The sequence below is a fragment of the Mediterraneibacter sp. ICN-202921 genome, from assembly GCF_037890075.1.
Classification (GTDB): domain Bacteria; phylum Bacillota; class Clostridia; order Lachnospirales; family Lachnospiraceae; genus Mediterraneibacter; species Mediterraneibacter massiliensis.
Genome location: NZ_JBBKBE010000006.1, coordinates 75799 through 99351 on the forward strand (window position 1 = coordinate 75799; position 23553 = coordinate 99351).

Consider the following 23553-nt stretch of genomic DNA (forward strand, 5'->3'; position numbering starts at 1 on the left):
TCTCCTACTGTATATCTACTGAGTTTTTATTTCCGGCACTTTTATTTATCCCGATTATTATAGTAAACAACATATAAATACTATTTGCCACTAATGCCGCTGTCGCAAAACCTATAAGACCAAAAGATAATGTAAGCCCAATAGATAATATCAAAAAGCTGATCGTATATGTCAACTGAATAACAAACTGCCACTTTTCAGAACACAATGTAAGCACCACAACTAAAAGCAGATTCGTCAAAAAATATATGATCTGCGCCGCATTTACGACCATGTTCAAGACAACAGATCTTTGCGTCAGAGTCGGATAAAAAATATGAATAAAAATAGGTGTCACAACAGAAGCTGCCAGCCAAAATACAACTCCGCCAACTAACATAAAAGCCACAATTTTCTGAAATTGTTTTCTGTTTATTTTATACTTATCCTTTGAAATATATCCTATGATCACACTGCTTAAAGGGCCGCCGATAATCGCAATTGTTTTTCCTATTAAAGATAAAACATAATATTCTGATACGGCACTTTCACCAATACAAAACTTAAGGACAAATCTATCTAAGTTCAGCATCGTATTTGTCATTAAATATGCCGCTGAAAGCGTCGCACAGCGTTTAGCAATCTCATTGGCATACTCGCTTGTATGAAAAAATTCCTTATAAATGTTCCCTCTATATTTTACATATAAAACAGAAAGCGTCTCTCCTATAATAAATACAAAAAACCATTCTTTTAGCTTCCAACTGCAGATTCCTCCAAGAATATATCCCAAAGATAAAATGCTATAAAAAATAAACTGTCTTTTGTAATTTAAATTCAGCCTATATTCTACTGTAGAATAGTTTCGGAAAATAGAAAATAGCATAATATAACTCAGCATTATAGCAGAAATCACACTTATTTTCTGTCCTATTCCTATCCCTATAAGTATAAAACAGGAAACTATAGAAAAAAGCAGCAATATTTTATTATAGTCGCCATTTTGCGTACGCTCTCTCTGAACGAATACCAGTCTGACGTTATTTACTGCTAAGCCAAAAGAAGGCGCAAAAACGCTGACCAGTCCTATCCAAAAAAGCATATCTCCAAATCGCTCTGTCCCTAATGTCCGATTCATGAGCGGATAGACTATAAATTGTAGAACCATATTCATCAGCGCTATTGCACCTATGCTATATATCAAATCTCCCGCGATTTTTCTATTCTTTTTCACTATCTCCTACCTTTACGTTTCATCCTTTGATTTCACAGCCATAACCAGTTTAATACGCAAAACTGCCTTTGTCAACTCTTTGCATTCTCCTACCTATTGCTAGCCCTGACTTTTCTTTATTTTTTCCATTTTGTATTTAATAGATTACATTAAAACTTCCTGCTATCTCATTGTGACAACTTGATAAATACTCATTCCAGAGACCTCATCTTTTAAGACAAAATCGATATCTTTTTCTGTATGCTCCTTCATATACTGTTCTAAAATTATCAGTTCTTCCTTGTTTTGCTTCTGAACTATATAATTCACATTCTTATTATCTACCATACCTAAAATCAGTCTGTCTTTATCCTCAATCCCATATTTATTCGCTTGATGATAATAGCGGGAACTATAAATATCCCAGGAACCCAGTTTTATGACATTCTCTGATGACATCTGTGTTCCGATTTCAAATACGGGATCACTATATGAAATCTCATTTATGGTAGTGCTGCTGCCTACAAAGAGCACTTCTGAATGACTGTTTATATAATCGTAAGCTATTTTATATTGTTCATTTTTATTTTCATACATACTGACTTTTTCCCTGTTCTCCAGTATCAAGCCAACTCCTGTTAATACAAATATGGTCAAATATACGATGTTCACTACTGCATATTTTTTCCCTTGTTCTAATTTCTTTTGACTATGCAAAAACAACAATACCGCTCCGATAAAATAAATCGGCAGCATAATTCTTTCCACAGGTCTGTTTCTGACATATAATGCTGCTATCTGTGCATATGAGATCAATGCCGATGCAGTAAGATATGGATACCATTTTTTTTCATTAAAATAAAAAGCTAACACGATTATTATAAAAAAATAATAATTATATTTTAAAGTCAGCATTTTTTTCAATATATCCGGTATATTGAAATTCCATTTTTCTTTAACTGGATTTAGTTCTGCTAATTCCTGCATATTTTCTATAGAAAAAGTCTCCTTATCAGCAAAAATCCATCGATACACACATTTTAAATCATTTTCACTCAATCCTATTTTTTGCAATTCATCAACATTATCCTCATATACTATTGGGATGTTATCTACAATTTGAGGGCGGATTTTATTAAATTCTTTATATTCTTTCCATAAAGAACTACTTGCATATGCTTGTTCATTAATATAACATGCTGAAAGAAATACAAACACAAGACTCCCGACTATTATAATGGTACTTGTTTTACAAATTTGTTTAATATGAACTACTACTAATGGAAGGAACAAAATAACTGCTGATAACCATACGCTCTTTCTGTAGAAAATACCCATACAAAAAAATGCACATATAATCAAGACTCTACCGATAGTAATTTTACTTTTTTCATCAATAAGATAGTACCAATATATCAAGGATGTGGTTATGCATAGATAAGCTATGATCGAAAATGTTAAATTATAAAAAATGATAGTTTCTATTAAAAGCAACCCTACAACAGGCAGAACTCTTTTAACTTTTCTTAAAAATACAAATACTAGACAGGCAAAACAATTTACTATAGTAAATATATATACTAAAATAAACCAATCGCCCCAAGGAAATAATTTATTTAATCCTGAAATAATATAACCCAAAATTATATTGATAAAAACTAAATATGCATCCTTACCTGTCCCAAACTCTCCTGCACTGATTAAATGCATAAGATAATCATCTGCCATCATATAATATATCTTATCAAAAACAAAGAGAAAAAAAGCCACTGCTAAAGATAGAAAAAAACTAAGTATTACCACAGTATATTTTCTTTTTATATCAAATAATTTTACAAATTTATCTTTCATATTTATCCACCTATTTTTATATTATCCACACCTAAATATAATTTCTATGTTAAATCTCAGTTCTTTCTTCTTGCTCTATTTTCAAAAAAGCACCCTTTAAGAGTGCTTTTGAATTATTTTTACTTCCAATAGATACCAAACTAATATTTAGTATCGTTTATATCCCACATTCATGTCTACATCGCCTGATATTCCCGGCACCTTTCCTCTGGAAGAATACTGCCATATCGTCACATTTCCCGGTCCATTGTACTGATACCCGAGGTTAGGCGTATAATCACGATATTGTGCGATCCATACATCATCCTGACTAAACTGTGACATATCAATCTTATTTTCTAGCCAATTCTTATTCGCATATATCATAAATTTATAGCCGTTTGCTTCAATAATACTCTTAAAAGTTTTTATAATTGCAGTTAATTCTGCCTTCGATAATTTTCCTTGTGTTGCCTCATCCTCCACATCATATGCAACCGGATAGGAGATACCATATCCACTTGCCTTCAACGCATTTACAACCATATTAGCTTCCCGCCGTGCTTCCGCTACAGTCTTTGCGTACCCATACCTATACACACCTACAGAAATACCGTTCGCCGTTGCATTTTTAATATTCTTGTTAAATGTAGGATCTACTGTCAAGCCACTCATTGTTCCTGACAAAACTCTAAGCATAGCAAATTCAACACCTGAATTTTTCACCTGCTTCCAATCAATATTTCCCTGCCATTCTGACACATCTATTCCCGTTGATAATCTGTTTTTTATAGTGATCGGCAATAATTGCGTCACTACGGTTCCGGTGTTAGAATCCTTTACATCTACACATGCATAATAATCTGCTGGGGTAATCGGTGTCCATGTATAAGAGGTCTTGGAGCTATAATCTTGAAGTAAAATTTCAGAGCCGTTTCTTATAACATAAAATCTATATTGATATTTCCCACTGCCTCCTTCTGCAGATGCCGATAAAACAATTCCTTCGCTCGTATATCCTATTCCTGTTTTTGACATAGAAAACCGGCTGATTTTTAAATCTGTATATTTTATCTCAAATGGAATCTTTGCTGTCTCCTTATTCCCGACCGAATCCTCAACTTCGACGCACACCTCATATTTCGCAGGTGTAAGTGGTCCCCATATAAACGCACTTTCTTTTCCTTTTTCTCGAATTTGTATTTCCCTTCCATCACGAAGTACGTAGTATCTGTATGTTAGATCACCTTTTCCACCATTTGCTTTTGTAAAAATATGTACATTATCTCCTACATATGCCCCGGTGTTATTCCCTACTTTAAATTCATCAATCTGAATTTTGTATTTCTCGACTGTAATAGGAATAGATTGATCTGCCGTATTTCCCTCTGCATCCCTGACTATAACATGCACTTCATACTCTGCTGGGGTCAAAGGGCTCCATACGTACTCATTTTTTTCATTGAAATCCTTTAAAACTATCTCTTCTTTTCCTCTGACTACATAAAATTTATATTCATAAGGTTCACTTCCATTAACGGCAGTTGCGGACAAGGTCGTTGATTCTCCCACATTTATAACTCCCATAATTGTTGAAGTAAATTTCTGTATCTTTAATTTTTTTTCTGCTACAGTATACTCCTCTATCTCTTTTTTTACTACCGTTCCACTGCTGTCTTTTACCTTTACTCCTATTGTATATACAGCCGCTGTTTTCGGAGTCCAAGTATATGTTCCACTATTTCCATAAGGTCGTATCACCTGCTCTTGCCCATTATTGACTACATAAAACTGATACTGATAGGAGCCGCTTCCTTTTTCTGCCGTTGCCTTTATCGTAACATTCTTCCCTACCTCTACGGTTGTTGAAGGACTCACGCTGAAGCTTTTTACCCTAAGAGTATTTTCTACTTTGTAATTGCTGATTTCTTTCTTTACTACCGTTCCACTGCTGTCTTTTACCTTTACTCCTACTGTATAAGTCGCCGGTGTCAAAGGTCCCCACGTGTAGCTTCCGCTGCTCCCATAATTTCTCAGTACGATCTCCTGCTTATCACGGATCACATAGAACTGATACTGATAAGAGCCGCTTCCTTTTTCTGCCGTTGCCTTTATCGTAACATTCTTCCCTACCTCTACGGTTGTTGAAGGACTCACGCTGAAGCTTTTTACCCTAAGAGTATTTTCTACTTTGTAATTGCTGATTTCTTTCTTGACTACCGTTCCACTGCTGTCTTTTACCTTTACTCCCACTGTATAAGTCGCCGGTGTCAAAGGTCCCCACGTGTAGCTTCCGCTGCTCCCATAATTTCTCAGTACGATCTCCTGTTTATCACGGATCACATAGAACTGATATTTGTAGGAACCGCTTCCTTTTTCTGCCACTGCCTTAATCGTAACGTTCTTCCCTACCTCTACGGTTTTTGACGGACTCACGCTGAAAGTCTTTACCTTAAGAGTATTTTCTACTTTATAATTACCGATTTCCTTCTTGACTACCGTTCCGCTGCTGTCTTTTACCTTTACTCCCACTGTATAAGTCGCCGGTGTCAAAGGTCCCCACGTGTAGCTTCCACTACTTCCATAATTTCTCAGTACGATTTCTTGTTTATCACGGATCACATAGAACTGATACTGGTAAGCCCCACTTCCCTTTTCTGCTGCCGCCTTTATGGTTACCTTTTGTCCCACGCCCACACTGGTCGATGGACTTACACTAAATGTTTTGATTCTAAGGCTATTTTCCACCTTATAATTACTGATTTCTTTCTTGACTACGGTCCCGCTGCTGTCTTTTACCTTTACTCCCACTGTATAAGTCGCCGGTGTCAGCGGTCCCCACGTATAGGTTCCACTGCTCCCATAGTCTCTAAGTAAAATCTCATGTCTATCTCTGATCACATAAAACTGATATTGATAGGCGCCGCTCCCTTTTTCTGCTGCGGCTTTGAATATTACTTTTCCACCGGCTTCTGTTCCATCTGAAGGATTTATAGTAAATTCTTTTACGCTCAAATCCGATTTTGTATATAATGCAATATCTCCTTTTGGTTTAGAATTTTCTTCCTGTTGAAGAGATTCTGACGTATCTCCGCTTGGTTCTTCTAGAGCTCCTGGCAGTTCCTCAGTATCCCCACTTAACCCTTCGGCTTCATTTACTGTTATTTTACGATGTACATAACAAATATTTTCATCTGATATCTTTATTTCTGCAAACAGAATATATGTACCACTATTTTCAAATTTATATTTTACTCTATTTTCAGCAACATAATCCTTTAATTCCTCCGCCGACTCCGTTGGAGTTTCCTCACATTCCTCGATATTCTGTTCAATATAATACTTCACCGGATATACACCAACAATCGTTTCTTCGTCTTTTATTCTAATGACATACTCTTTTCCGGTTTCATAATCTTCAGTTTCAACAATATCTTTTAAATCTGTTAACTCTATTTCCGCTGCCAAGATTTCCTCTTGTTTATTTTCTAATTCATCAGGCTCTCCATTCGCTTGTACCGCAAATTCAGAAATACTCATAAACAGCATAAGGACAGCCAACAAAACCGAACCCACTTTTTTCATCTTTATACTTCTCTCCTTTTTAATTATAACTCCCACATACATTTGCCATATACACATAACTTCTAGCTTTTTTGCCTTTTATTTTTTATCTCTTTTTTTCTTAGAGCATCTCCAAAAAGGCATTTTAATAAGCCCTACGATCGTTCCTATTCCATACGATATATGCAAGGAAAAGAAAATGAGCGGCAGCAATACATATTGCCAATACTTTTTTTCTCCTTTTGAAGCTAATAAGGACATGACTATCGCTAATATAAAATAACACACGAATAATATTGTTCCAGGTAACTTAATACCAGCTCCGGCTAAAATAAGTGCTGTAATAATGGCTATAATAAAAAGCATTGGAACAAAATGATATAACGAAAAACATTGCGGACAAACCCCCATTGTCAATCCGATCCAATAGCCATTACCATATTTTTGCCGGATCATTCCCTGCCATGTATTTCGCGTGTGCTGATAAGATATGATATTAGGCGAATAACAAATTTTATATCCTGCCCTTTTTATTCGATAATGCATTTCATTGTCTTCGGTACGTCCCAGGTCTTCATTGAACAGTCCTGCATTTTCAAATACTTCTCTTTTATATGCCCCATGAAAGACCGATTTTACATATCGCTTATGGTGACTACGGCGATATTCTGCTATACTGCTTCCAAACATCGAGCTTTCTGCCAACAGCAATGTATGTTTCCAAGGTGTATCCTCTTCCGCTATACTGGGCCTTGGTCCTCCAGAAACATTTTCACCGCTTTCTATACATTTTACATTTTTCAAAACAAAATCTTTCGGAATCATTGTATGGGCATCAATCCGCATAATAATGTCACATGAGGAAGCCTTAATAGCCACATTCCACCCTGCTGCCTGTATCTTTTTAGGATTATCCAATACTAAGACTCTCATAAAATCGTTTTTTTCTGCTGCAAAGCTTTTCATCAAATCTTTCGTTTTATCCGTTGACATGGAATCCACTAATATCACTTCTATTTTTTCATGTGGATAGCTTTGATTCTTAATATCTTCAAATAATGATCTAAGTGCATGTTCTTCATTATATGCGATTACGCAAAATGATACTGTCATGTGTTTCTCCTTAATTATTTTCCCCTATTTATATGTGATAAGCCCAATCACTTTTATATCATATTTTTTTAATAATTCCAATGTTTTTTCAAATTCTTTATATGTTGTACTTATATATTTCTCTACCAATATTGCCCCATCACATTGTTTGAGCTGGTTTATAACATCCGCATACATATTTACAGGTTTTAAATCTATAAATTCTATTCCTGTACACACTTGGGAGAGTTCTTTTACTATCTTTTCTTTTGACTCCCTATATTTGCTGCTTGTTAATACTCCTATCCGTTTATAGCTACCTTCCTTACATTTTTTTCTGAGAGACTCTGCTATATATTTGATTTTTTCAGCTGCTTTTTCATTTTTGTTTAATTGATATTTGCTTTCCATAGCTACCCCTTCCATTCTATCTCCTATTTCTTTTTATCGGAAACTCCCCTAAAAATTCTATATCATATTCTGAAAAATCTGTCTTTCTATTCAAGGTCGGATTAAATAAAATATACACAAAAATACTAACAAAGGATAAAAACCAAATACCTAAAAACAGCAGCACAACTTTTGTTTTTATCGCCGAATATTGATTTTCCCTAAAAATCTCCTTATATATATACTTTGTGTTTCCATCTGTTAAAAATGAAAACTCTACAATTCCACTTTCTTCCGCAGATTTTTGATAATATTCAAAATATAAATCTCTGATCTTTTCTGATATCTCACTGTCTGGCGTAAATATTTTAAGCGTTGCAGCCCGCTGCTTCCCTAATGTCTCATAAGAGACATAATTATTTAATAAAGAACTATTAACATTGGCATCATCTATCTTACCTAAAAGAAGCTTTTTCTTCAATTCTTCAATTTCTATTTCATCTAACAATTTTGTGAACACATATTCTTTGCATTCATCACTTGCTGTAATTTCCTTATACAATACTACCAAATCATTGGAAGCCTTTCCTTCCATGCTAAATGTAAATACTCGGGAAGCCTCATATCTCTTAATTTCCTCTTCCGGCTGTCCGCTTTCTATTTTAACAGTTTCTCTTTTTTCCAAAATACCAATTCCTAAAATCCCCATTCCTGAAATTATTCCTACGATAATCCAGATAAGTTTATATTTCCATAAGCCCACGAATAAATCTTTCAATCCAAAATGTTCAAACATATTATTTCTCCTTCCGCATTGAATACCTTTTTACACATAGTAAAGCTGCCAGGTAAATTGCTATGATCGCTAACCAAAATTGTATTGTAAATAAAAAAGATAACCATCCCGTAGCTTCTGCTCTTGGAATAAAAAATACAGATTGCAGACACATAAACACTATTGTACAACATAAAATATTTTTCTTCAAAAAGTCTATAGCGTAAATCAATAAAATCCCCAATATAATGTTAAATAACAGAACTCCTATATATCCATAGTCTATAAATACCTCTAGTAAATAAGAAGATCCCCAGCCATGACCTTCTAAATATTCCTTTCCCATATCAATATAGGACATATTGTGTGCCAAACTATTGCTTTCCAATGCGTTTTTAACTGTATTTCCACTGTCAAGCACCTCTGCGCCAAACATTTTCTGGGCAATTGAACCATGTAAAAAATAATCTAGTATTTCTCCAAATGTATAGTTTCGTATTTCTCTTTCCGGTAATAAAGGTATACATTTATGTCCTATGGCTAATACATCAAAAGTAACCCCCTGTCCATAAAAGAACCCAATTAGCAGACGCAGTATTCCTTGTTTTCCCACTTGCAGTCCGCTTCTAATATAACTGTACAAAGTCATAAATATTAACGAACACGGTATTCCTACAATGAATGCATATTTTTCTATTTTACCGATCCACTTTTCTTCTTGATCTAATATATGACGCACAACAAAATACAGAAAGACAAAAACAGCATTTAGCATAATCGGATTTCTCAACCCTATAATCAATGATGGCAATGCTGAACAAAGAAAAATTCCAATGGGCAATATTGCATTTTTCTTTTTAGGCCATGTGGCTAAATAAACACAAAAACTTACCTTCATAAAAGAGGCCAGCGTATAAATCCAAAAGGGAAGCTGTGCTTCAAAGCTTGTATAATAAGCCAAATATCCCTTTTGCCACGTTGCTAAAAGCTTCTCGCCTTCTTGAATAAAAAAGAAAATTCCGGATACATAGAAAAGAAGCAAAGAAATAATCTGTATATTGTTTATGAGTTCTTTTTTTTCATTAGATTTTTTATAACCAAGCGTACTCGGTACCTTTTTCGCTTTGCTTTTCTCCTCTATAAACCAAGTTCCTATCATTAAACCTATCTGTGATAGAAGAATAATCACCAATGAAAACTTTACATGCTCCGTTTCATATAACTTCCACCAAACTTTTCCCTCGCAAAAACTAATAAATGGACGCGACAGCAAAAAAACAAAAAATGTTATTTCAAACATTAAAAAATAAATTCTTCTTTGCAGATTCTCAAAGGAAAAAATAACATTCGCTATCCAAATACTCATTGCGGATACCAGAAAAACGTTATAGTCTTTCAGATAAATTCCCGCTATTCCTGTAAAAATAAATAGCAATACAAAAATATACCTAATACATTTTTTCATTTCATCCTCCTTTTTGCCCTACAATTTTTCTGCTGTTTACATAGGAGGTTCATTTGAACTGATCACGCCACATTTCAATATTTTTTTCCTTTATATTTAACTGAAATTCGATATCTTTATATATGAAATCGCTCAAATTATCCAGCTGTTTTCTTGGTAAAATACATAAATTGATATCTTTTTTCATATCCTCCGCTCTATTATCAACCGATATTATAATCGTACGGCACTTCTTTTGCATAGCCCGGATTCCCGCATGCAGCCTGGTCCCTATAAAATCTATTTGTTTTTCTAGAATTTTATCATAAGCTTCTAATGTCGGTCCTATCAATGTAACCTGATCCCCATCATATATCTCTTTTAAGTATTGCAGATCACCGATCCCCTGTATCCAATAATAGACTTTTTTATAGTTTTCAAGCAAAACTTTAAGCAAATATTTGTCTTTTTCAATATCTTTTGCATAATCTGTTAAAGTAAAAACAACTTCCTCCGCCTTTTTTCCACGAATTTCCGCACAAAAATTATTTGTCAGATCCCATGTAGTCGCGCAGCCTGTATTCAATGCCTTAAAGCCTAAGCCTCTCAAAAATTTTGCTGTCTTTTCATCTCTGGTGCTATGCACATATTCTGTTGACAAAACCTTTCTCAACAGAGATCTTGTATAAGAATTGGGCGTCGCCTTTACACTCCCCATCCCGACTCCTACAGCCACAGCTCCTTTTGCCACTTTACAATTAAAAACATTTATATTCCATAAAGGTGTGGGAAGACACATATTTGCATTAAATAGATTTGTGCCGCATATAAACTTATAGTCTATCTCTCTATAGTGATCTCCTATATTAAATTTACTAAAATTTTGATACCAATGTGAAATCGGCGTATGTGTAGGCAATTCCAGGACATAGTTATTTTCAAGTAAAAATTTCAACTGCTTCTTGCAGCAAGACATAATAATGTCATCACCTTTATTCGGAGACGCTATAGCAGTATTAAATAAAATAATTTTTTTCATTTCTATCTATTCCTTATCCTTTTCATAGTCTCTGTAATTAAGATTCTGTGTCTAAAAATTATCCATCCAAGTATTAAAATACTGATCGCAACATAGATTTTAATATCCGAGAAATAATAGAAACTAACACAAATGCCTAATTGAATCAGAGGGATCCATCTATCTTTTATATAAATCGCTCCATTATAATGATGATAAAGCCAACCTAACCTTAACATAATCGACACCACAAACCCCATCATGATGGAACTGACTACACCAAGCAATCCATGGCTATGCACTAAGATATTCGCGCTGATTGCACAAGTAACCGCACCTAAAACGGATGAAACAAAGATCCATTTTGTTTGATTTTCTGCGATAACGACCTTTCCTACAAAATCTGAATATGCATTACACAATGTATTAAGCAGACATATTGGCAGAATTATCATTGCTTCTATATATTTATCATTAATTATTATGGGATAGACTATTTTAAGCAGCGGTAAAGCAAAAACGATTGCATATATCAACAGATGATAATACATACTCAAACCATTGGTATATAATTTTTTTGAATCTTCTTTTTCGCTAAATACCATCTCCTGCCAAGCCAATGACAATACTGTAGTAACCAATGTGATGGCGGAGGCAAACCGGAGACCCATTGAATAAACCCCATTTGCGCTTGTCCCCAATTCAGCAATGATAACTACCTTACTATAACTTGTCAAAACCCAGTAGGAAATACTATTAATAAATAATGGAAAGCAAAAAATGAATACTTTTTTTAATAAATTCTTATCAATATATTTCTTTTTTAAACAGTGTATCGTATGAATCTTAGATTCTATATAAACAATTTGTAAAAAAGCTCCTACTGAAAAAGCAATATATAAAAACTCAAGTCCTTTCCCGCAAATGCCTATAAAATAAATATTCATAAGAAAGTTTACTGTACTGGATAATAGACCCGAAATAATATATGCCACATTTTTTTGATATCCTCTGATAAACGATGTGTATAAAGACTGCAGCATATAAAAAACAGCATACATTGCTATATAATTCAAATATGGAATATTAAATACTGTTTTTAAAAATATAAAAACGGCGCTTAAAACAACAACCGAAAACCCTACTAAAATCAGACAATTGCAAGTCACTTGGTTTTTATCGTTTATATTGTCTTTTAATAACAAGAACCGGATTGCTCCTACCCATATTTCCAAGCAGGCAACCCCAACAACGATCGTAACTATAGTAATACTATAATCATAATATCCAAACGCATCTGTTGTTAACTTATTAGAATATAGTGGAAGTAAAATAAATGAAATCAATTTTGTCAACACACTTCCAACAAAATAGATACTGGATGTTTTTATAAATTTTAAAACTTTATTCATTCTCTGGCTTCCTTAATTTTAAATATAATTTTTCATATTCTTCAACCATTCTTTCTACACTATACTCTTTTGCTAATTCTTGAGATTTTTCTCCCATTTCCTGCCTTTTCTCGCTATCTTTTATAAGGTTTAGCACTGCATCTGAAATAGCCTCTTCATCTCCAACGTCGACAAGTATGCCATTTTGACCGTCCTTTACTAAATTGACTACCCCTCCTGCCTTAGTAGTAACAATTGGCAAGCCCGCTGCCATTGCCTCTATCACACTCAATGGCAAACCTTCATAATCTGATGTCATAACATAGATATCTGCTGCTGCTAAATATTCTTCTACATTGGACACATTTCCAGTAAAATGAACATTTTCATTCAATTTTAATTCTGACACCAATTGTTCAATTTCGTTCTTTAATTCTCCCTCTCCTATTAAAACTAATTTTATGTTTTTATTCTCTTTTAGAATATTTGCCATACATTTTATAAGTAATTTATGATTTTTCTGCGGTGAAAAACGTCCTACGTTTATTAGTGTAAGCGTACTAGCCTTCTTTCCAGAATAAAACTTGGTTATATCTACTCCATTTTTTATGATTGGAACAACATCGCCTGCTAATTTATAGCATTCTCTTATACTATCTTTTACACCTTCATTAATAGCTACTGCCGTAACACCAAAAAAATGATATGCTATTTTCATCAATTTTCTATATGCTCCAGGTATCTCTTTATCCGCGACATTATGAACTGTATGAACCCTACCTGGCACTCTACAAATAATAGATGGTAATAGCGCATACACACAGGAATATCTATGCGTATGTAAAACGTCCGGTTTTTCCTTTTTTAAAATAGATCTTAGCTTAAAAATAATGCTTAAATCCAATCCTGGTTTCTTATTTAAATAGATAACCGGTATTTTATATTTTTCTATTATAGCTTTATATTTATCTACACAATACTCTTCTGAAAACATAGAAATGATTTTCACATCAAATCTCTTCTGATCTATATATTGCGCGATATTTATTGTTATATTTTCTGCGCCGCCCATGCCCAAATCTGATATTAAAAGTAACACTTTTACTTTCTTCATCTTCAAAATACCTTTCTTACTGATATAACCCTTTCATTCTATTTTTTGTCTCTACGCATAACTTAAAATGATCATTTTACTATAACAAGCTTAGCATCATTCGGGTTCTTTAATTTTTGAAATGCTTTTACCGTAAAAGCCCGAAAATAGATAAACCTGTTAGCATATTGTCTCTCCCATTTCATTTTATAATATGAAAATTCTTTTCTATCAGAAATCATTGAAAGTGCTTCTAGTTGAGCTATATGCAATTTATGATAAAAAGGACTTGCTATTACATTTTCTTGATTATAATCAGACCAGTATTTTCTATCATATTTTTTTATTGATTCGGCTAAATATTCTATAGATTTTTCCATAAGTTTTACATATTTTTCATTATCACTCACTAAGCAAAAATCATATAAACCAAAAAAAGCAAAAATCCAACCATTCAAAATTGCATTTTGTCCTTTATCAAACAATTCCTGAAAATAAAACGTTTGATCTGTATTATATACTGTCGTCCCGCCATCCTCTGTGGATCGTAACATGTAATCTATTGCGTCCTTCGCTTTTGTAAAATATTTGTATTCTCCCGTTTGTTTATATGCTCTTAACAATAATGACGCAGCCTGACCTTGTGTCATTGCAGATTTTTCCTCTGGCAGATTTTTAATTCCTTCATAGATATCCAAACTGCCATCTTCCTTTTGCTTTTCTGCAATATAATTTACACTGGCAATAAATTTGTCATAATATTTCTTTTCAGAAGTACTTAAATATAAATCATAACTCCCCAAACCATATTGTAAAACAGCAACTATCAGTCTACACTTTTCACCTGTATTAGTATAATTGCACGGCAAATCTGACTCATCTATTGTTTCACACCTTAATACTTTGTCTGTTAGATCATTAAAATATCCTTGCAGCTCAGCCGGAACAAAATTTTTCCCTAATGCCTGTTCCACGTGAAGTACGTCTTCCCCACATAACATTTTTATCCATTTATAACAATTCAGCATAAACTTTTTCATTTATATTTTTACCTCTTTTCAATTACTAAGCACCATGCAATGAAAGGAATCGCATATGCGCAGGAAAATATCGGAATAAATAAACATTCCATAGCAACAATTACTACTAAAGTACATGTCTCAAGTCTTTTTTCCTTCCATCCTTTTATAAACAGGAAACTATATAGCAACAGATAAATCAAAAAATTTATGATCCCTCCATCATGTAATGAAACAACATATTGAGAATCTCCGACAAATTCTCCCTCTATAGAAGCCGGACCAACACCAATCACTATATTTTTCTTTATTACTTCCATTGTCTTCTCTAAGTTTCCTTCTGTCTTCCCCTCTGTATTTCCTGTATTTTCCGTATTTGAAATCCCCTTATCCCATTTATCCAAATCTCCGTACCGTGTTTCAAATGCTGAAAACGGATTTAATAATTTTCCAAAATAATAATCAACTTGTCCCGATAAGTTTGCAGTTTTTCCTAATGTAATTACCACAAAAAAGGTCAGCAATATTATAAATAAAGCAGATAATATTTTCTTGTAATCTACACTTATTTTTAATAGAAAAATTAATCCAACTAAAACAAAAAATATTATAAATACACCAATGATAACCGCTTTACTAAACGAAAACAATCCAACGAAAAGTATCATAAACAAAAAAGGTAATTCCTTTTTCCATTTATTCTGCCTGCATATTATAAGTAGCATCATTGTAATTGCAAATAAACAAAAGCCTCCCGTCTCGGTAGAAGAATAAAAAGTTCCAAATCCTCTTAAAAATCTACCAATTTTTTCAGTAGCGTTGATAGCTGCGTCTTTTCCAGGATATGTATACAATAATTTAGTTAATGCAATCCCTATTTTAGGAATAAATATTTGAAAAATCGTTAAAACAAAATTACAAACTATGACACCTTTTATACCTAAATATAAAGACTGCCCGAACATTGCATCCGTTGTGTACAGAGTATACAGTGCAACAACTCCCAACGCCCACTGAATCATTCCTATAAAATGTATTATATGTGCCATTTGATATTGTGCATTTAATAGCCACGATATTCCAATTACAAGAATACTAGCACCCATGCCGATTATAAAAATGAAAACAGGTATGCTCCAATTTGTCTTCTTTTGCCATACAGATTTAAGGAGCCAAATTCCCAGTATCCCTGTAAATAAATATGCCGGATTAATGCCTGTATCTTGTATTTTTATAACTGGAGCACAACAATATGCAAATACTGATATAATTACTGCATTTTTATAATTTTCCTTCTGTAAATAATATAATAGAAATATGGATATAACAATTAGAATTATATCATTTATTGCATATTGCATTATCATTCACCTCAAAACTTAATAATATCTTATAAAATTCTTCATAATTTCTAGCATTATAAAAATTATGTTTCCAATACTCCCGACAATTTTTTCTCAATTGTTTCTTTTCTTCTTCCTTACATAGTACCAATTTTAAAATAGATTTATTCAATTGCATATCTGTAAAGTCAGCATCCAACAAAATGCCTGTCTTTCCATCCACAACTAATTCTGATGTTCCTCCAACATTTGTAGCAATCGCCGGAATTCCAAAGGACATTGCCTCCATGATAGAGACCGGCAAACCTTCTGTTGTACTTAAATTAATAAAGATATCAACTGCTTCACTTTGATAAAATTTCATAATTTCTTGATTATCTACTTTTCCTTTAAATGTCACTTTCGTAGTCTTTAAATATTTATGGCAGCTATCTTCTATATTTTTTCTTTCTGGTCCATCTCCAAAACAGATCCATTCCAACGGATAACCAGTATCCTCAAGTTTTTTTAAAACAAGCGGTAATCGTTCAACCCGTTTTAAGGGAATCAAATTAGAACAAGTAACGATAACCGTTTTCTTTTCATGACGGCATATCTCCTTTTCTCCAAAATCCGATGTCCCTAGATAGCTTTTCTGAAATTTAGTTGCATATGCAGGATATGTCTTTTTCAGATAATTTTCTCCATCTTGGGAACACGGAAATACTCTGTCAATACCATTCAGAATTTCTAATCTAAATGGAAAATATCCCAACCTATTACGATATTCGTATAAGTCATATCCATGAGCTCTTGTGACAAAATGTATATGATAACGATCTTTTAATTCTTCTTTTAATTTTAAAGCTAAATATGCTATATCAAAAAACCAATAGCTATATAATGTATAACTCTTTCCTTTAACCAAATTTTTTTCTAAAATGTTTTTACATATTTTCTCTAAGTATTGTACCTTGCTGTAGAAATATATACAAAAAAGTTTTTTTTGTAATGAATGACATATTTTCCACTCTTTGAACAACTCTTTTTTTCTTCTTAATGCTATAAGATTTTTTAAACAAGAGAAGGCTATAACCTGCTTTTTCCTGGCTTCGACAGGAAAAACTTGTACATTATCCGGAACTTTCCGCGTTTGTACTTTATCCACTACTTGACAGGCTATTACCAGAACTTTTTCATAGTACTTACCTGCTATCTCTATCTCGTTTTCTATAAAGCTTTCTCCATCTCCATACGGATATGTTTTAGTAAATAAGACTAATATACTATTTTTTTTATCTTCCATTTAAAATACGTATTCCTTTTTCTAATCTAGAAACCACTTTCATTATATCTTCATCCTGCAAATACGGATGCATAGGTAAAGATAATACTCTCTCACATAAGGTTTCTGCTTTTGGACACTCTACATAGTCTTTCAAATTTTTAAATGCCTGCTGACAATGCATGGTTTTTGAGTAATATATCATAGAAGGAACATTTTCTTCTGCTAAAAATTGTTTTATAAAATCTCGTTCTTCTTTTGAAGAAAGTTTTATCGTATATTGAGCCCAACTTGAGTAAAACTTTTCAGGTATAACAGGAACCGCAACCAGATCTTTCAGCAATTTCGTATACTTCTCCGCTACTTGATTTACCCTGGAAAGTTCATACTCTTTAAATGCTTTTAATTTCACCTGAAGCACAGAAGCCTGTATCGTATCCAGACGGGAATTCCAGCCAATCCTTACATTATCATACTTATCACTCCCTTTTCCATGTACACGAATGGATCTTAAATATTCCGCCGTCTTATCATCATTGGTAAAGATTGCGCCACCATCGCCATAACATCCTAATGGTTTTGCAGGGAAAAATGAAGTTGTCGCTGCATCTCCAAAACTACATGCTTTTCTATCCTCTATTTGACCTCCAAAACCTTGTGCTCCGTCTTCTAATATCAGTAGTCCATATTTTTTCGCAATTTTTTCTAGTTCTATATAATTAGCCGGCTGACCAAATAAATCAACTGCTATAATAGCGCGTGGTTTTAACTTTCCTTCCGCTTGTACAGCTTTGATCGCCTTTTCCAATGACTTTGTATCTGCATTAAACGTATCTTCAAAAACATCGTAAAATACCGGAGTAGCGCCTGCAAACGCAACAACCTCTGCTGAAGCGAAAAACGTAAAATCCGGTACAAACACAGCATCATTTTCTTTAATATCCCAAGCCATCATCATCATTGTCAAAGCATCTGTACCATTTCCGCAGGTGATACAGTATTTTGTCCCCACGTAATCCGACAATTCTTTTTCTAATTCGCCGACTTGATTTCCGCTTATAAAATTACAATCTTTCAATACTGAAGAAATTGCTGCGTCCATATCTTCTTTTAACACTCTATATTGCGTTTTCAAATCTCTAAACTGCATTTTATCATCCCTCTTTCAATACATAGTAGATCTATGATCTTTTCAATACCCATTTAGCAGTCTGCTTACTTATATTGACGACCGCACTTTTTACATTGCTTATTCTCGTCGAGCCGTTCGCCGCATTCACATACCCACCCGATTTGTTTAGCAGGTACGCCTGCCATAAGCGCATGATCCGGCACATCTTTTGTTACCACTGCTCCTGCAGCGATCATCGCCCATTTCCCGATGGTATGACCACATACGATCGTTGCATTTGCTCCAACGGTTGCCCCTTCTTTTAATACTGTCTTTTTATATCCCGCATTTCCCTTTGGATACTTGGCTCTTGGAGTAAGATCATTGGTAAATACCATAGAAGGACCACAAAAAACGTAGTCCTCCAATTCAACGCCTTCGTAGATAGATACATTATTCTGCACCTTCACGCCATTTCCTATTTTCACATGATTTGACACATTTACATTTTGACCAAAAGAACAATTTTCTCCTATTTCAGCACCACTTTGAATATGACAAAAATGCCAGATTTTTGTCCCTTTCCCTATTTTTACATGATCATCAATATAACTGCTCTCATGTACAAAATACTCACTCATTAAAATTCTCCTACCATATCTGTACTTGCAAATTCACCTAAAGGAAGTTTTACAACTTGTCCTTCCTTTTGGCTCTTATAGATTGCCAATACTAATTCCAAAGCATTTCTTCCCGCATAAGCATCTACATATGGCTGTCTATTATTTTGTATTGCCTCTATTACATCTGCATAAAGACTTGTATGCCCGTTGCCATAGACATTACTTGTCTGTTCTTCCAGGCCTTTGTTAGCTGTATCCTTTTCTGTCTCATCCGCAAAATTCCAAACATCAATATTATTTGTGGATTTCCCTCCTAATTTTACTGTCCCGTTTTCTCCAAACAAATATAAAGTTTCTTCCAGATTCTGCGGGTATACATTCGTAGTCCCTTCAATGGTTGCCACGGCTCCGTTTTTAAACTTAACAACAGCCATTCCAATATCTTCTGCCTCCAAATAATGATGAAACTGCTGTTTGGTTACGCCGTACACTTCTTCGATCTCATTGCCCATCATCCAGCGCAAAAGATCAATCCCGTGTATGCACTGATTCATCAATGCGCCGCCGTCCTGCTCCCATGTTCCTCTCCATGGCGCCTGTGTATAATAATCTTTATTCCGGTTCCAGCGTACATGAATCGAACCGTGGGAAAGTTTTCCAAATCTTCCTGCCTCCAGAGCCTTTCTCATCTCCTGTACGGCAATATTAAACCTGTTCTGATGACAGGCGGATACTTTTACTCCTTTTTCTTCTGCAAGCCGGATAATCTTATCTGCATCCTCCATACTCATTGCCATAGGTTTTTCAATAATCACATGAATTCCATGCTCAATACAATATAACGCAATTTCTGCATGAAGTCCGCTTTCTGTAGCGATTCCCACTAACTCGAGTCCATTTTCCTCTATCATTTTTTTATAGTCTGTATATCTCTTGATCGTCGTATCTTTTTCTAAACCATGTTTTGCTAAAACATTTTCAATATGTTCCGGCACAACATCACAGGCCGCTACAAATTCCAGTTTATTATTAATCACTGCTTTTACATGATTCGTAGAAATACGTCCACAACCGATTAACGCATATTTCATGCTATTCCTCCTCTAAAGAATCTCTATATTGTTTCTATCCTTAATATCTTTCATTACATTTTTTGTATCAAAAATTGCCACTGCATTTTCCTGTATCATTTTATAATCCACATTAGAATGTGCTGTTGTAATCATAACTAAATCGTAATAAGCAATGATTTCCGGGTTAATCTCTTTAATTCCCTGATATGTGTTACCCTCATATTTGTATTCATCAATCCAAGGATCATAGAAATCCACATTTGCCTTTTCCGCTTTTAGTACCTCGATCACTCGTAAGGCAGGGCTCTCTCTGTAATCATCAATATCCTGTTTATAGGCAACGCCCATAACAAGCACTTTTGCTCCATTCATTGCTTTTGAATGTCTATTTAAAATTTTATTAGCCCTTTCTACACAATACTCCGGCATTTTATCATTAATCATCATTGAACTTTCAATCATAGACGTGTGAAAACCATATTCTCTTGCTTTCCAGCTTAAATAATAAGGATCTAAAGGAATACAATGTCCTCCTAAACCTGGTCCCGGATAGAATGCTTGAAAACCATAGGGTTTTGTCTTTGCTGCATCTATTACTTCCCACATGCTAATGCCCATTTCCTGACATAACATCGTCAATTCATTTACTAAACCAATATTAATATTTCGGTATGTATTCTCCAGTATCTTTTCCATCTCCGCAACTGCCGGAGATGAAACTTCATATACCTCACCTTCTAAAACTGTCCGATACATTGCCGCTATTACTTCTGTTGCATCCTTTCCGATTGCGCCTACTACTTTCGGTGTATTCTTTGTTTTATAAATTAAATTTCCCGGATCTACACGTTCTGGTGAAAAGCCCAAATAGAAATCTTTTCCTGCCTGCAGACCAGATCCTTCTTCTAAGATCGGTTTGATCAATTCCTCCGTAGTACCCGGATAAGTCGTTGATTCTAAAACAACCATCGTTCCCTTTGTTAAATACCGGGCAATCGCCTCTGTAGACGCTTTTACATAACTTATATCTGGCTGCTGATGTTTATCCAAAGGTGTAGGGACACAAATTGCAACAAAGTCTACTTCTTTCACAAAACTAAAATCCGTTGTCGCACTTAAGATGCCTTCATCTACCAATTTTTTTAAATCACTGTCAACCACATCGCCTATGTAGTTATGTCCCGCATTTACCATATGAACTTTTTCTTCCTGCACATCAAATCCTATCGTTTTAAAGCCTGCTTTTGCTTTTTCTACCGCCAGTGGTAACCCTACATAACCTAGTCCTACCACACCGACTTTAATTTCTCTGTTTGCGATTTTTTTTAATAATATTTCTTTCATTTTAATATTTCCTTTCATAATATTCACAAAATCTTTCATTTCAATGAACTCCTATTGCTTTACATAAAATATACTCAACTTTATCCGTCAGGTATTTATAATCAAACTCCTTAGCCGCTTCATATGCTCTTTCACAATAAGATTTATATTCCCTGTCAGATAAATTTTTAAACATCATAATTGCTTTTGCATATTCTTCTGCATCAGCGAATTTCTCGGTTATTCCTAAATTTTTCCGCCGAATCAAATCATAATTAACTGGCAAATTACACAAAATCGGTTTTGCGCTCGCCATATATTCAAACAATTTATTCCAACTACAACCATATTTATTAATACCCGCTGATTTTACATTGATTATATTCAAATCTGCTTTACTTAAAATATATGGAATATATTTTTTGCTCACTCTACCTTCAAAAAGGACTTTTAGCCCTTGCGCATCGCTTTGCTTTTTCAACTTTTCTTTTTCTGTTCCATCGCCATATATATATATACGAATATTGGAATCTTTAATATATTTGGCTGCATCGATCAAAGTTTGAAGATTATTCACTTTTCTGATAGATCCCATATAAACTACTTTAAACGATTTATCATCACATATTGAACTATTTTCCAATATATACTTTTCTCTATTAAAATTAAATTCTTCCAGATCCACTCCATTATTTACATGGTTTACTTTATTCAAGTCTACCACCTTGTCCCAGCCTTTATCACGTATGTAGTCTTTCCCGCCCTCCATCGTGAAGATTAGCTGGTCAGCTTTCTTATAGATCCATTTTTCCAACTGATACAGTATCTGAATGATTGGATTTTTTCTGGACATTCCATTATATTCCACAATCGATTCCGGCCATAAGTCTCTGACTTCCACTACTACCGGAATCTTATGTTTTCTTCCGAACAACAAAGCAAAATAGGAAACAAATAAATCTGGTGAAGACGTATAGATCACATCCGGTCTCTGCTCTTTGTAGAATTGTTTCATGGTCTTCCATGTCTTAAAAGGCAGATCCATCATATTAATGATCCGATCCATTCCGTTTCCTTTATAATCTCTGCTCCGCACAAATGTATACTCCACCCCGTCTTCCATTTTTTCTCTGTAAAGGGATTTATCACGGATCATATTGATATCTGTATTGTGGATTTTACTGGAAGTAAAAATCTTTACAGTATGCCCCTTTTTCTGCAGATACTTAGAAAAATAATAATGTCTTACTAACCCTCCCATGCTCGGTGGTATTGCATAGTGATTAACAATCCATATGTTCATCGAGGTTTCTCCTTCATCATCTCATGACTGCCACAACTGTGGCGATCATTGTCTTTATATCCTGTCCAAAACTAAAGTTCCGGATAGACTGCAAATTATACTTCATTTTTTCCGGCAATATCTTTTCGATATATACCCGATCCGCATTGTCGGCAGATTCCAATAAACGTTCTTCATCTTTATATTCAATGCTGGCAAGTGACGTCACTCCCGCCGGCATAAGAAGCGTTGCTTTCATTTCGTCTGTATAATGAGCAACATACTTCTCCACTTCCGGCCGGGTGCCTACAAATGTCATATCTCCCGTCAGGATATTCAAAAGCTGCGGCAGTTCGTCCAGACGGCAGCCTCTAAGCACTTTTCCCACTTTTGTCACTCTGGCGTCACCTTTTGTCGTCACCTGCGTACCTATCTGATCCGCATGATCGACCATGGTTCTGAATTTAAAAATCCTAAATGTTTTTCCATACTGTGTCACTCTCACTTGTCTGAAGAACACCGGTCCCTTTGAGTCTGTCTTTATCCAGACGCTTAACACAAGTAAGACCGGTGACAGTAAAAGCAACAGAATACTTGCGGCTATTATATCAAATATACGTTTCAGAAGCAAACTCCCTTTACGCCTCTGCAGCATATCATAGTATATTTTCACTTCTTCCACTTGCATATCTTTCGGAAGATCGTTCCACTTCCTCATACTTCTTT

General features: G+C 34.4%; 19 protein-coding genes. All 19 read right to left on the bottom strand.

All coding sequences use genetic code 11. The features are described 5' to 3' along the window. Positions 1-4 precede the first annotated feature (4 nt). The 19 genes from WKT01_RS07095 to WKT01_RS07185 all read right to left on the bottom strand — a co-directional run bounded on the left by WKT01_RS07095 (position 5) and on the right by WKT01_RS07185 (position 23545). A complete protein-coding gene (locus WKT01_RS07095) occupies positions 5-1213 on the bottom strand; it encodes a lipopolysaccharide biosynthesis protein (RefSeq protein ID WP_340311796.1) in 1209 nt (402 codons plus the stop codon). A gap of 162 nt (positions 1214-1375) precedes the next feature. Then, positions 1376-3043 (bottom strand): hypothetical protein, encoded by a 1668-nt coding sequence (locus WKT01_RS07100; protein ID WP_340311797.1) that lies wholly within the window; start codon positions 3041-3043, stop codon positions 1376-1378. A gap of 147 nt (positions 3044-3190) precedes the next feature. Then, the gene (locus WKT01_RS07105) at positions 3191-6607 is read right to left on the bottom strand and encodes a GH25 family lysozyme (protein ID WP_340311798.1); all 3417 of its coding nucleotides are present in this window, start codon (positions 6605-6607) and stop codon (positions 3191-3193) included. Between the two features lie 78 nt (positions 6608-6685). Then, positions 6686-7699 (bottom strand): glycosyltransferase family 2 protein, encoded by a 1014-nt coding sequence (locus WKT01_RS07110; protein ID WP_340311799.1) that lies wholly within the window; start codon positions 7697-7699, stop codon positions 6686-6688. A 24-nt stretch (positions 7700-7723) separates the two neighbouring features. Beyond that, positions 7724-8104 carry a hypothetical protein gene (locus WKT01_RS07115; protein ID WP_340311800.1) on the bottom strand — a complete coding sequence of 127 codons (381 nt, stop codon included), beginning with the start codon at positions 8102-8104 and terminating at the stop codon, positions 7724-7726. Between the two features lies 1 nt (position 8105). Next, on the bottom strand, positions 8106-8864 hold the full coding sequence (locus WKT01_RS07120) for a hypothetical protein (protein WP_340311801.1): 759 nt from the start codon (positions 8862-8864) through the stop codon (positions 8106-8108). 1 nt (position 8865) lies between these two features. Beyond that, on the bottom strand, positions 8866-10308 hold the full coding sequence (locus WKT01_RS07125; RefSeq protein ID WP_340311802.1) for an O-antigen polysaccharide polymerase Wzy family protein: 1443 nt from the start codon (positions 10306-10308) through the stop codon (positions 8866-8868). A gap of 49 nt (positions 10309-10357) precedes the next feature. Beyond that, positions 10358-11326: a polysaccharide pyruvyl transferase family protein gene (locus WKT01_RS07130; RefSeq protein WP_340311803.1), complete on the bottom strand. Its 969-nt coding sequence runs from the start codon at positions 11324-11326 to the stop codon at positions 10358-10360. A gap of 2 nt (positions 11327-11328) precedes the next feature. Further along, positions 11329-12717, bottom strand: a complete 1389-nt coding sequence (locus WKT01_RS07135) for a lipopolysaccharide biosynthesis protein (protein ID WP_340311804.1) — start codon at positions 12715-12717, stop codon at positions 11329-11331. Next, a complete protein-coding gene (locus tag WKT01_RS07140; protein WP_340311805.1) occupies positions 12710-13810 on the bottom strand; it encodes a glycosyltransferase in 1101 nt (366 codons plus the stop codon). Before WKT01_RS07140 ends, WKT01_RS07135 begins: the two co-directional genes overlap by 8 nt. Positions 13811-13881: 71 nt before the next feature. Continuing rightward, positions 13882-14829, bottom strand: coding sequence for a D-glucuronyl C5-epimerase family protein (locus tag WKT01_RS07145; protein ID WP_340311806.1), 948 nt, complete (start codon positions 14827-14829; stop codon positions 13882-13884). Between the two features lie 8 nt (positions 14830-14837). Further along, on the bottom strand, positions 14838-16169 hold the full coding sequence (locus tag WKT01_RS07150; protein WP_340311808.1) for a hypothetical protein: 1332 nt from the start codon (positions 16167-16169) through the stop codon (positions 14838-14840). Beyond that, positions 16150-17436, bottom strand: coding sequence for a glycosyltransferase (locus WKT01_RS07155; RefSeq protein WP_340311810.1), 1287 nt, complete (start codon positions 17434-17436; stop codon positions 16150-16152). The genes WKT01_RS07150 and WKT01_RS07155 overlap by 20 nt, the downstream gene beginning before the upstream one ends. Further along, positions 17426-18565 carry a DegT/DnrJ/EryC1/StrS family aminotransferase gene (locus tag WKT01_RS07160; RefSeq protein ID WP_340311812.1) on the bottom strand — a complete coding sequence of 380 codons (1140 nt, stop codon included), beginning with the start codon at positions 18563-18565 and terminating at the stop codon, positions 17426-17428. The genes WKT01_RS07155 and WKT01_RS07160 overlap by 11 nt, the downstream gene beginning before the upstream one ends. A 65-nt stretch (positions 18566-18630) precedes the next feature. Next, a complete protein-coding gene (locus tag WKT01_RS07165; RefSeq protein WP_340311813.1) occupies positions 18631-19167 on the bottom strand; it encodes an acyltransferase in 537 nt (178 codons plus the stop codon). Further along, positions 19167-20240 carry a Gfo/Idh/MocA family protein gene (locus WKT01_RS07170; protein ID WP_340311814.1) on the bottom strand — a complete coding sequence of 358 codons (1074 nt, stop codon included), beginning with the start codon at positions 20238-20240 and terminating at the stop codon, positions 19167-19169. Before WKT01_RS07170 ends, WKT01_RS07165 begins: the two co-directional genes overlap by 1 nt. A gap of 12 nt (positions 20241-20252) precedes the next feature. Further along, positions 20253-21605 carry a nucleotide sugar dehydrogenase gene (locus tag WKT01_RS07175; protein ID WP_340311816.1) on the bottom strand — a complete coding sequence of 451 codons (1353 nt, stop codon included), beginning with the start codon at positions 21603-21605 and terminating at the stop codon, positions 20253-20255. Position 21606: 1 nt separating this feature from the next. Next, entirely contained in the window at positions 21607-22848 is a 1242-nt protein-coding gene (locus WKT01_RS07180) for a glycosyltransferase family 4 protein (RefSeq protein ID WP_340311817.1), read from the bottom strand. A 16-nt stretch (positions 22849-22864) separates the two neighbouring features. Then, entirely contained in the window at positions 22865-23545 is a 681-nt protein-coding gene (locus WKT01_RS07185; protein ID WP_340311819.1) for a sugar transferase, read from the bottom strand. Positions 23546-23553 lie beyond the last annotated feature (8 nt).

Excerpts from the sequence above, each read along its gene's own strand:
- WKT01_RS07100 (WP_340311797.1), bottom strand. The coding sequence starts at position 3,043 with ATGAAAGATAAATTTGTAAAATTATTTGATATAAAAAGAAAATATACT.
- WKT01_RS07105 (WP_340311798.1), bottom strand. The coding sequence starts at position 6,607 with ATGAAAAAAGTGGGTTCGGTTTTGTTGGCTGTCCTTATGCTGTTTATG.
- WKT01_RS07110 (WP_340311799.1), bottom strand. The coding sequence starts at position 7,699 with ATGACAGTATCATTTTGCGTAATCGCATATAATGAAGAACATGCACTT.
- WKT01_RS07115 (WP_340311800.1), bottom strand. The coding sequence starts at position 8,104 with ATGGAAGGGGTAGCTATGGAAAGCAAATATCAATTAAACAAAAATGAA.
- WKT01_RS07120 (WP_340311801.1), bottom strand. The coding sequence starts at position 8,864 with ATGTTTGAACATTTTGGATTGAAAGATTTATTCGTGGGCTTATGGAAA.
- WKT01_RS07125 (WP_340311802.1), bottom strand. The coding sequence starts at position 10,308 with ATGAAAAAATGTATTAGGTATATTTTTGTATTGCTATTTATTTTTACA.
- WKT01_RS07130 (WP_340311803.1), bottom strand. The coding sequence starts at position 11,326 with ATGAAAAAAATTATTTTATTTAATACTGCTATAGCGTCTCCGAATAAA.
- WKT01_RS07135 (WP_340311804.1), bottom strand. The coding sequence starts at position 12,717 with ATGAATAAAGTTTTAAAATTTATAAAAACATCCAGTATCTATTTTGTT.
- WKT01_RS07140 (WP_340311805.1), bottom strand. The coding sequence starts at position 13,810 with ATGAAGAAAGTAAAAGTGTTACTTTTAATATCAGATTTGGGCATGGGC.
- WKT01_RS07145 (WP_340311806.1), bottom strand. The coding sequence starts at position 14,829 with ATGAAAAAGTTTATGCTGAATTGTTATAAATGGATAAAAATGTTATGT.
- WKT01_RS07150 (WP_340311808.1), bottom strand. The coding sequence starts at position 16,169 with ATGCAATATGCAATAAATGATATAATTCTAATTGTTATATCCATATTT.
- WKT01_RS07155 (WP_340311810.1), bottom strand. The coding sequence starts at position 17,436 with ATGGAAGATAAAAAAAATAGTATATTAGTCTTATTTACTAAAACATAT.
- WKT01_RS07160 (WP_340311812.1), bottom strand. The coding sequence starts at position 18,565 with ATGCAGTTTAGAGATTTGAAAACGCAATATAGAGTGTTAAAAGAAGAT.
- WKT01_RS07165 (WP_340311813.1), bottom strand. The coding sequence starts at position 19,167 with ATGAGTGAGTATTTTGTACATGAGAGCAGTTATATTGATGATCATGTA.
- WKT01_RS07170 (WP_340311814.1), bottom strand. The coding sequence starts at position 20,240 with ATGAAATATGCGTTAATCGGTTGTGGACGTATTTCTACGAATCATGTA.
- WKT01_RS07175 (WP_340311816.1), bottom strand. The coding sequence starts at position 21,605 with ATGAAAGATTTTGTGAATATTATGAAAGGAAATATTAAAATGAAAGAA.
- WKT01_RS07180 (WP_340311817.1), bottom strand. The coding sequence starts at position 22,848 with ATGAACATATGGATTGTTAATCACTATGCAATACCACCGAGCATGGGA.
- WKT01_RS07185 (WP_340311819.1), bottom strand. The coding sequence starts at position 23,545 with ATGAGGAAGTGGAACGATCTTCCGAAAGATATGCAAGTGGAAGAAGTG.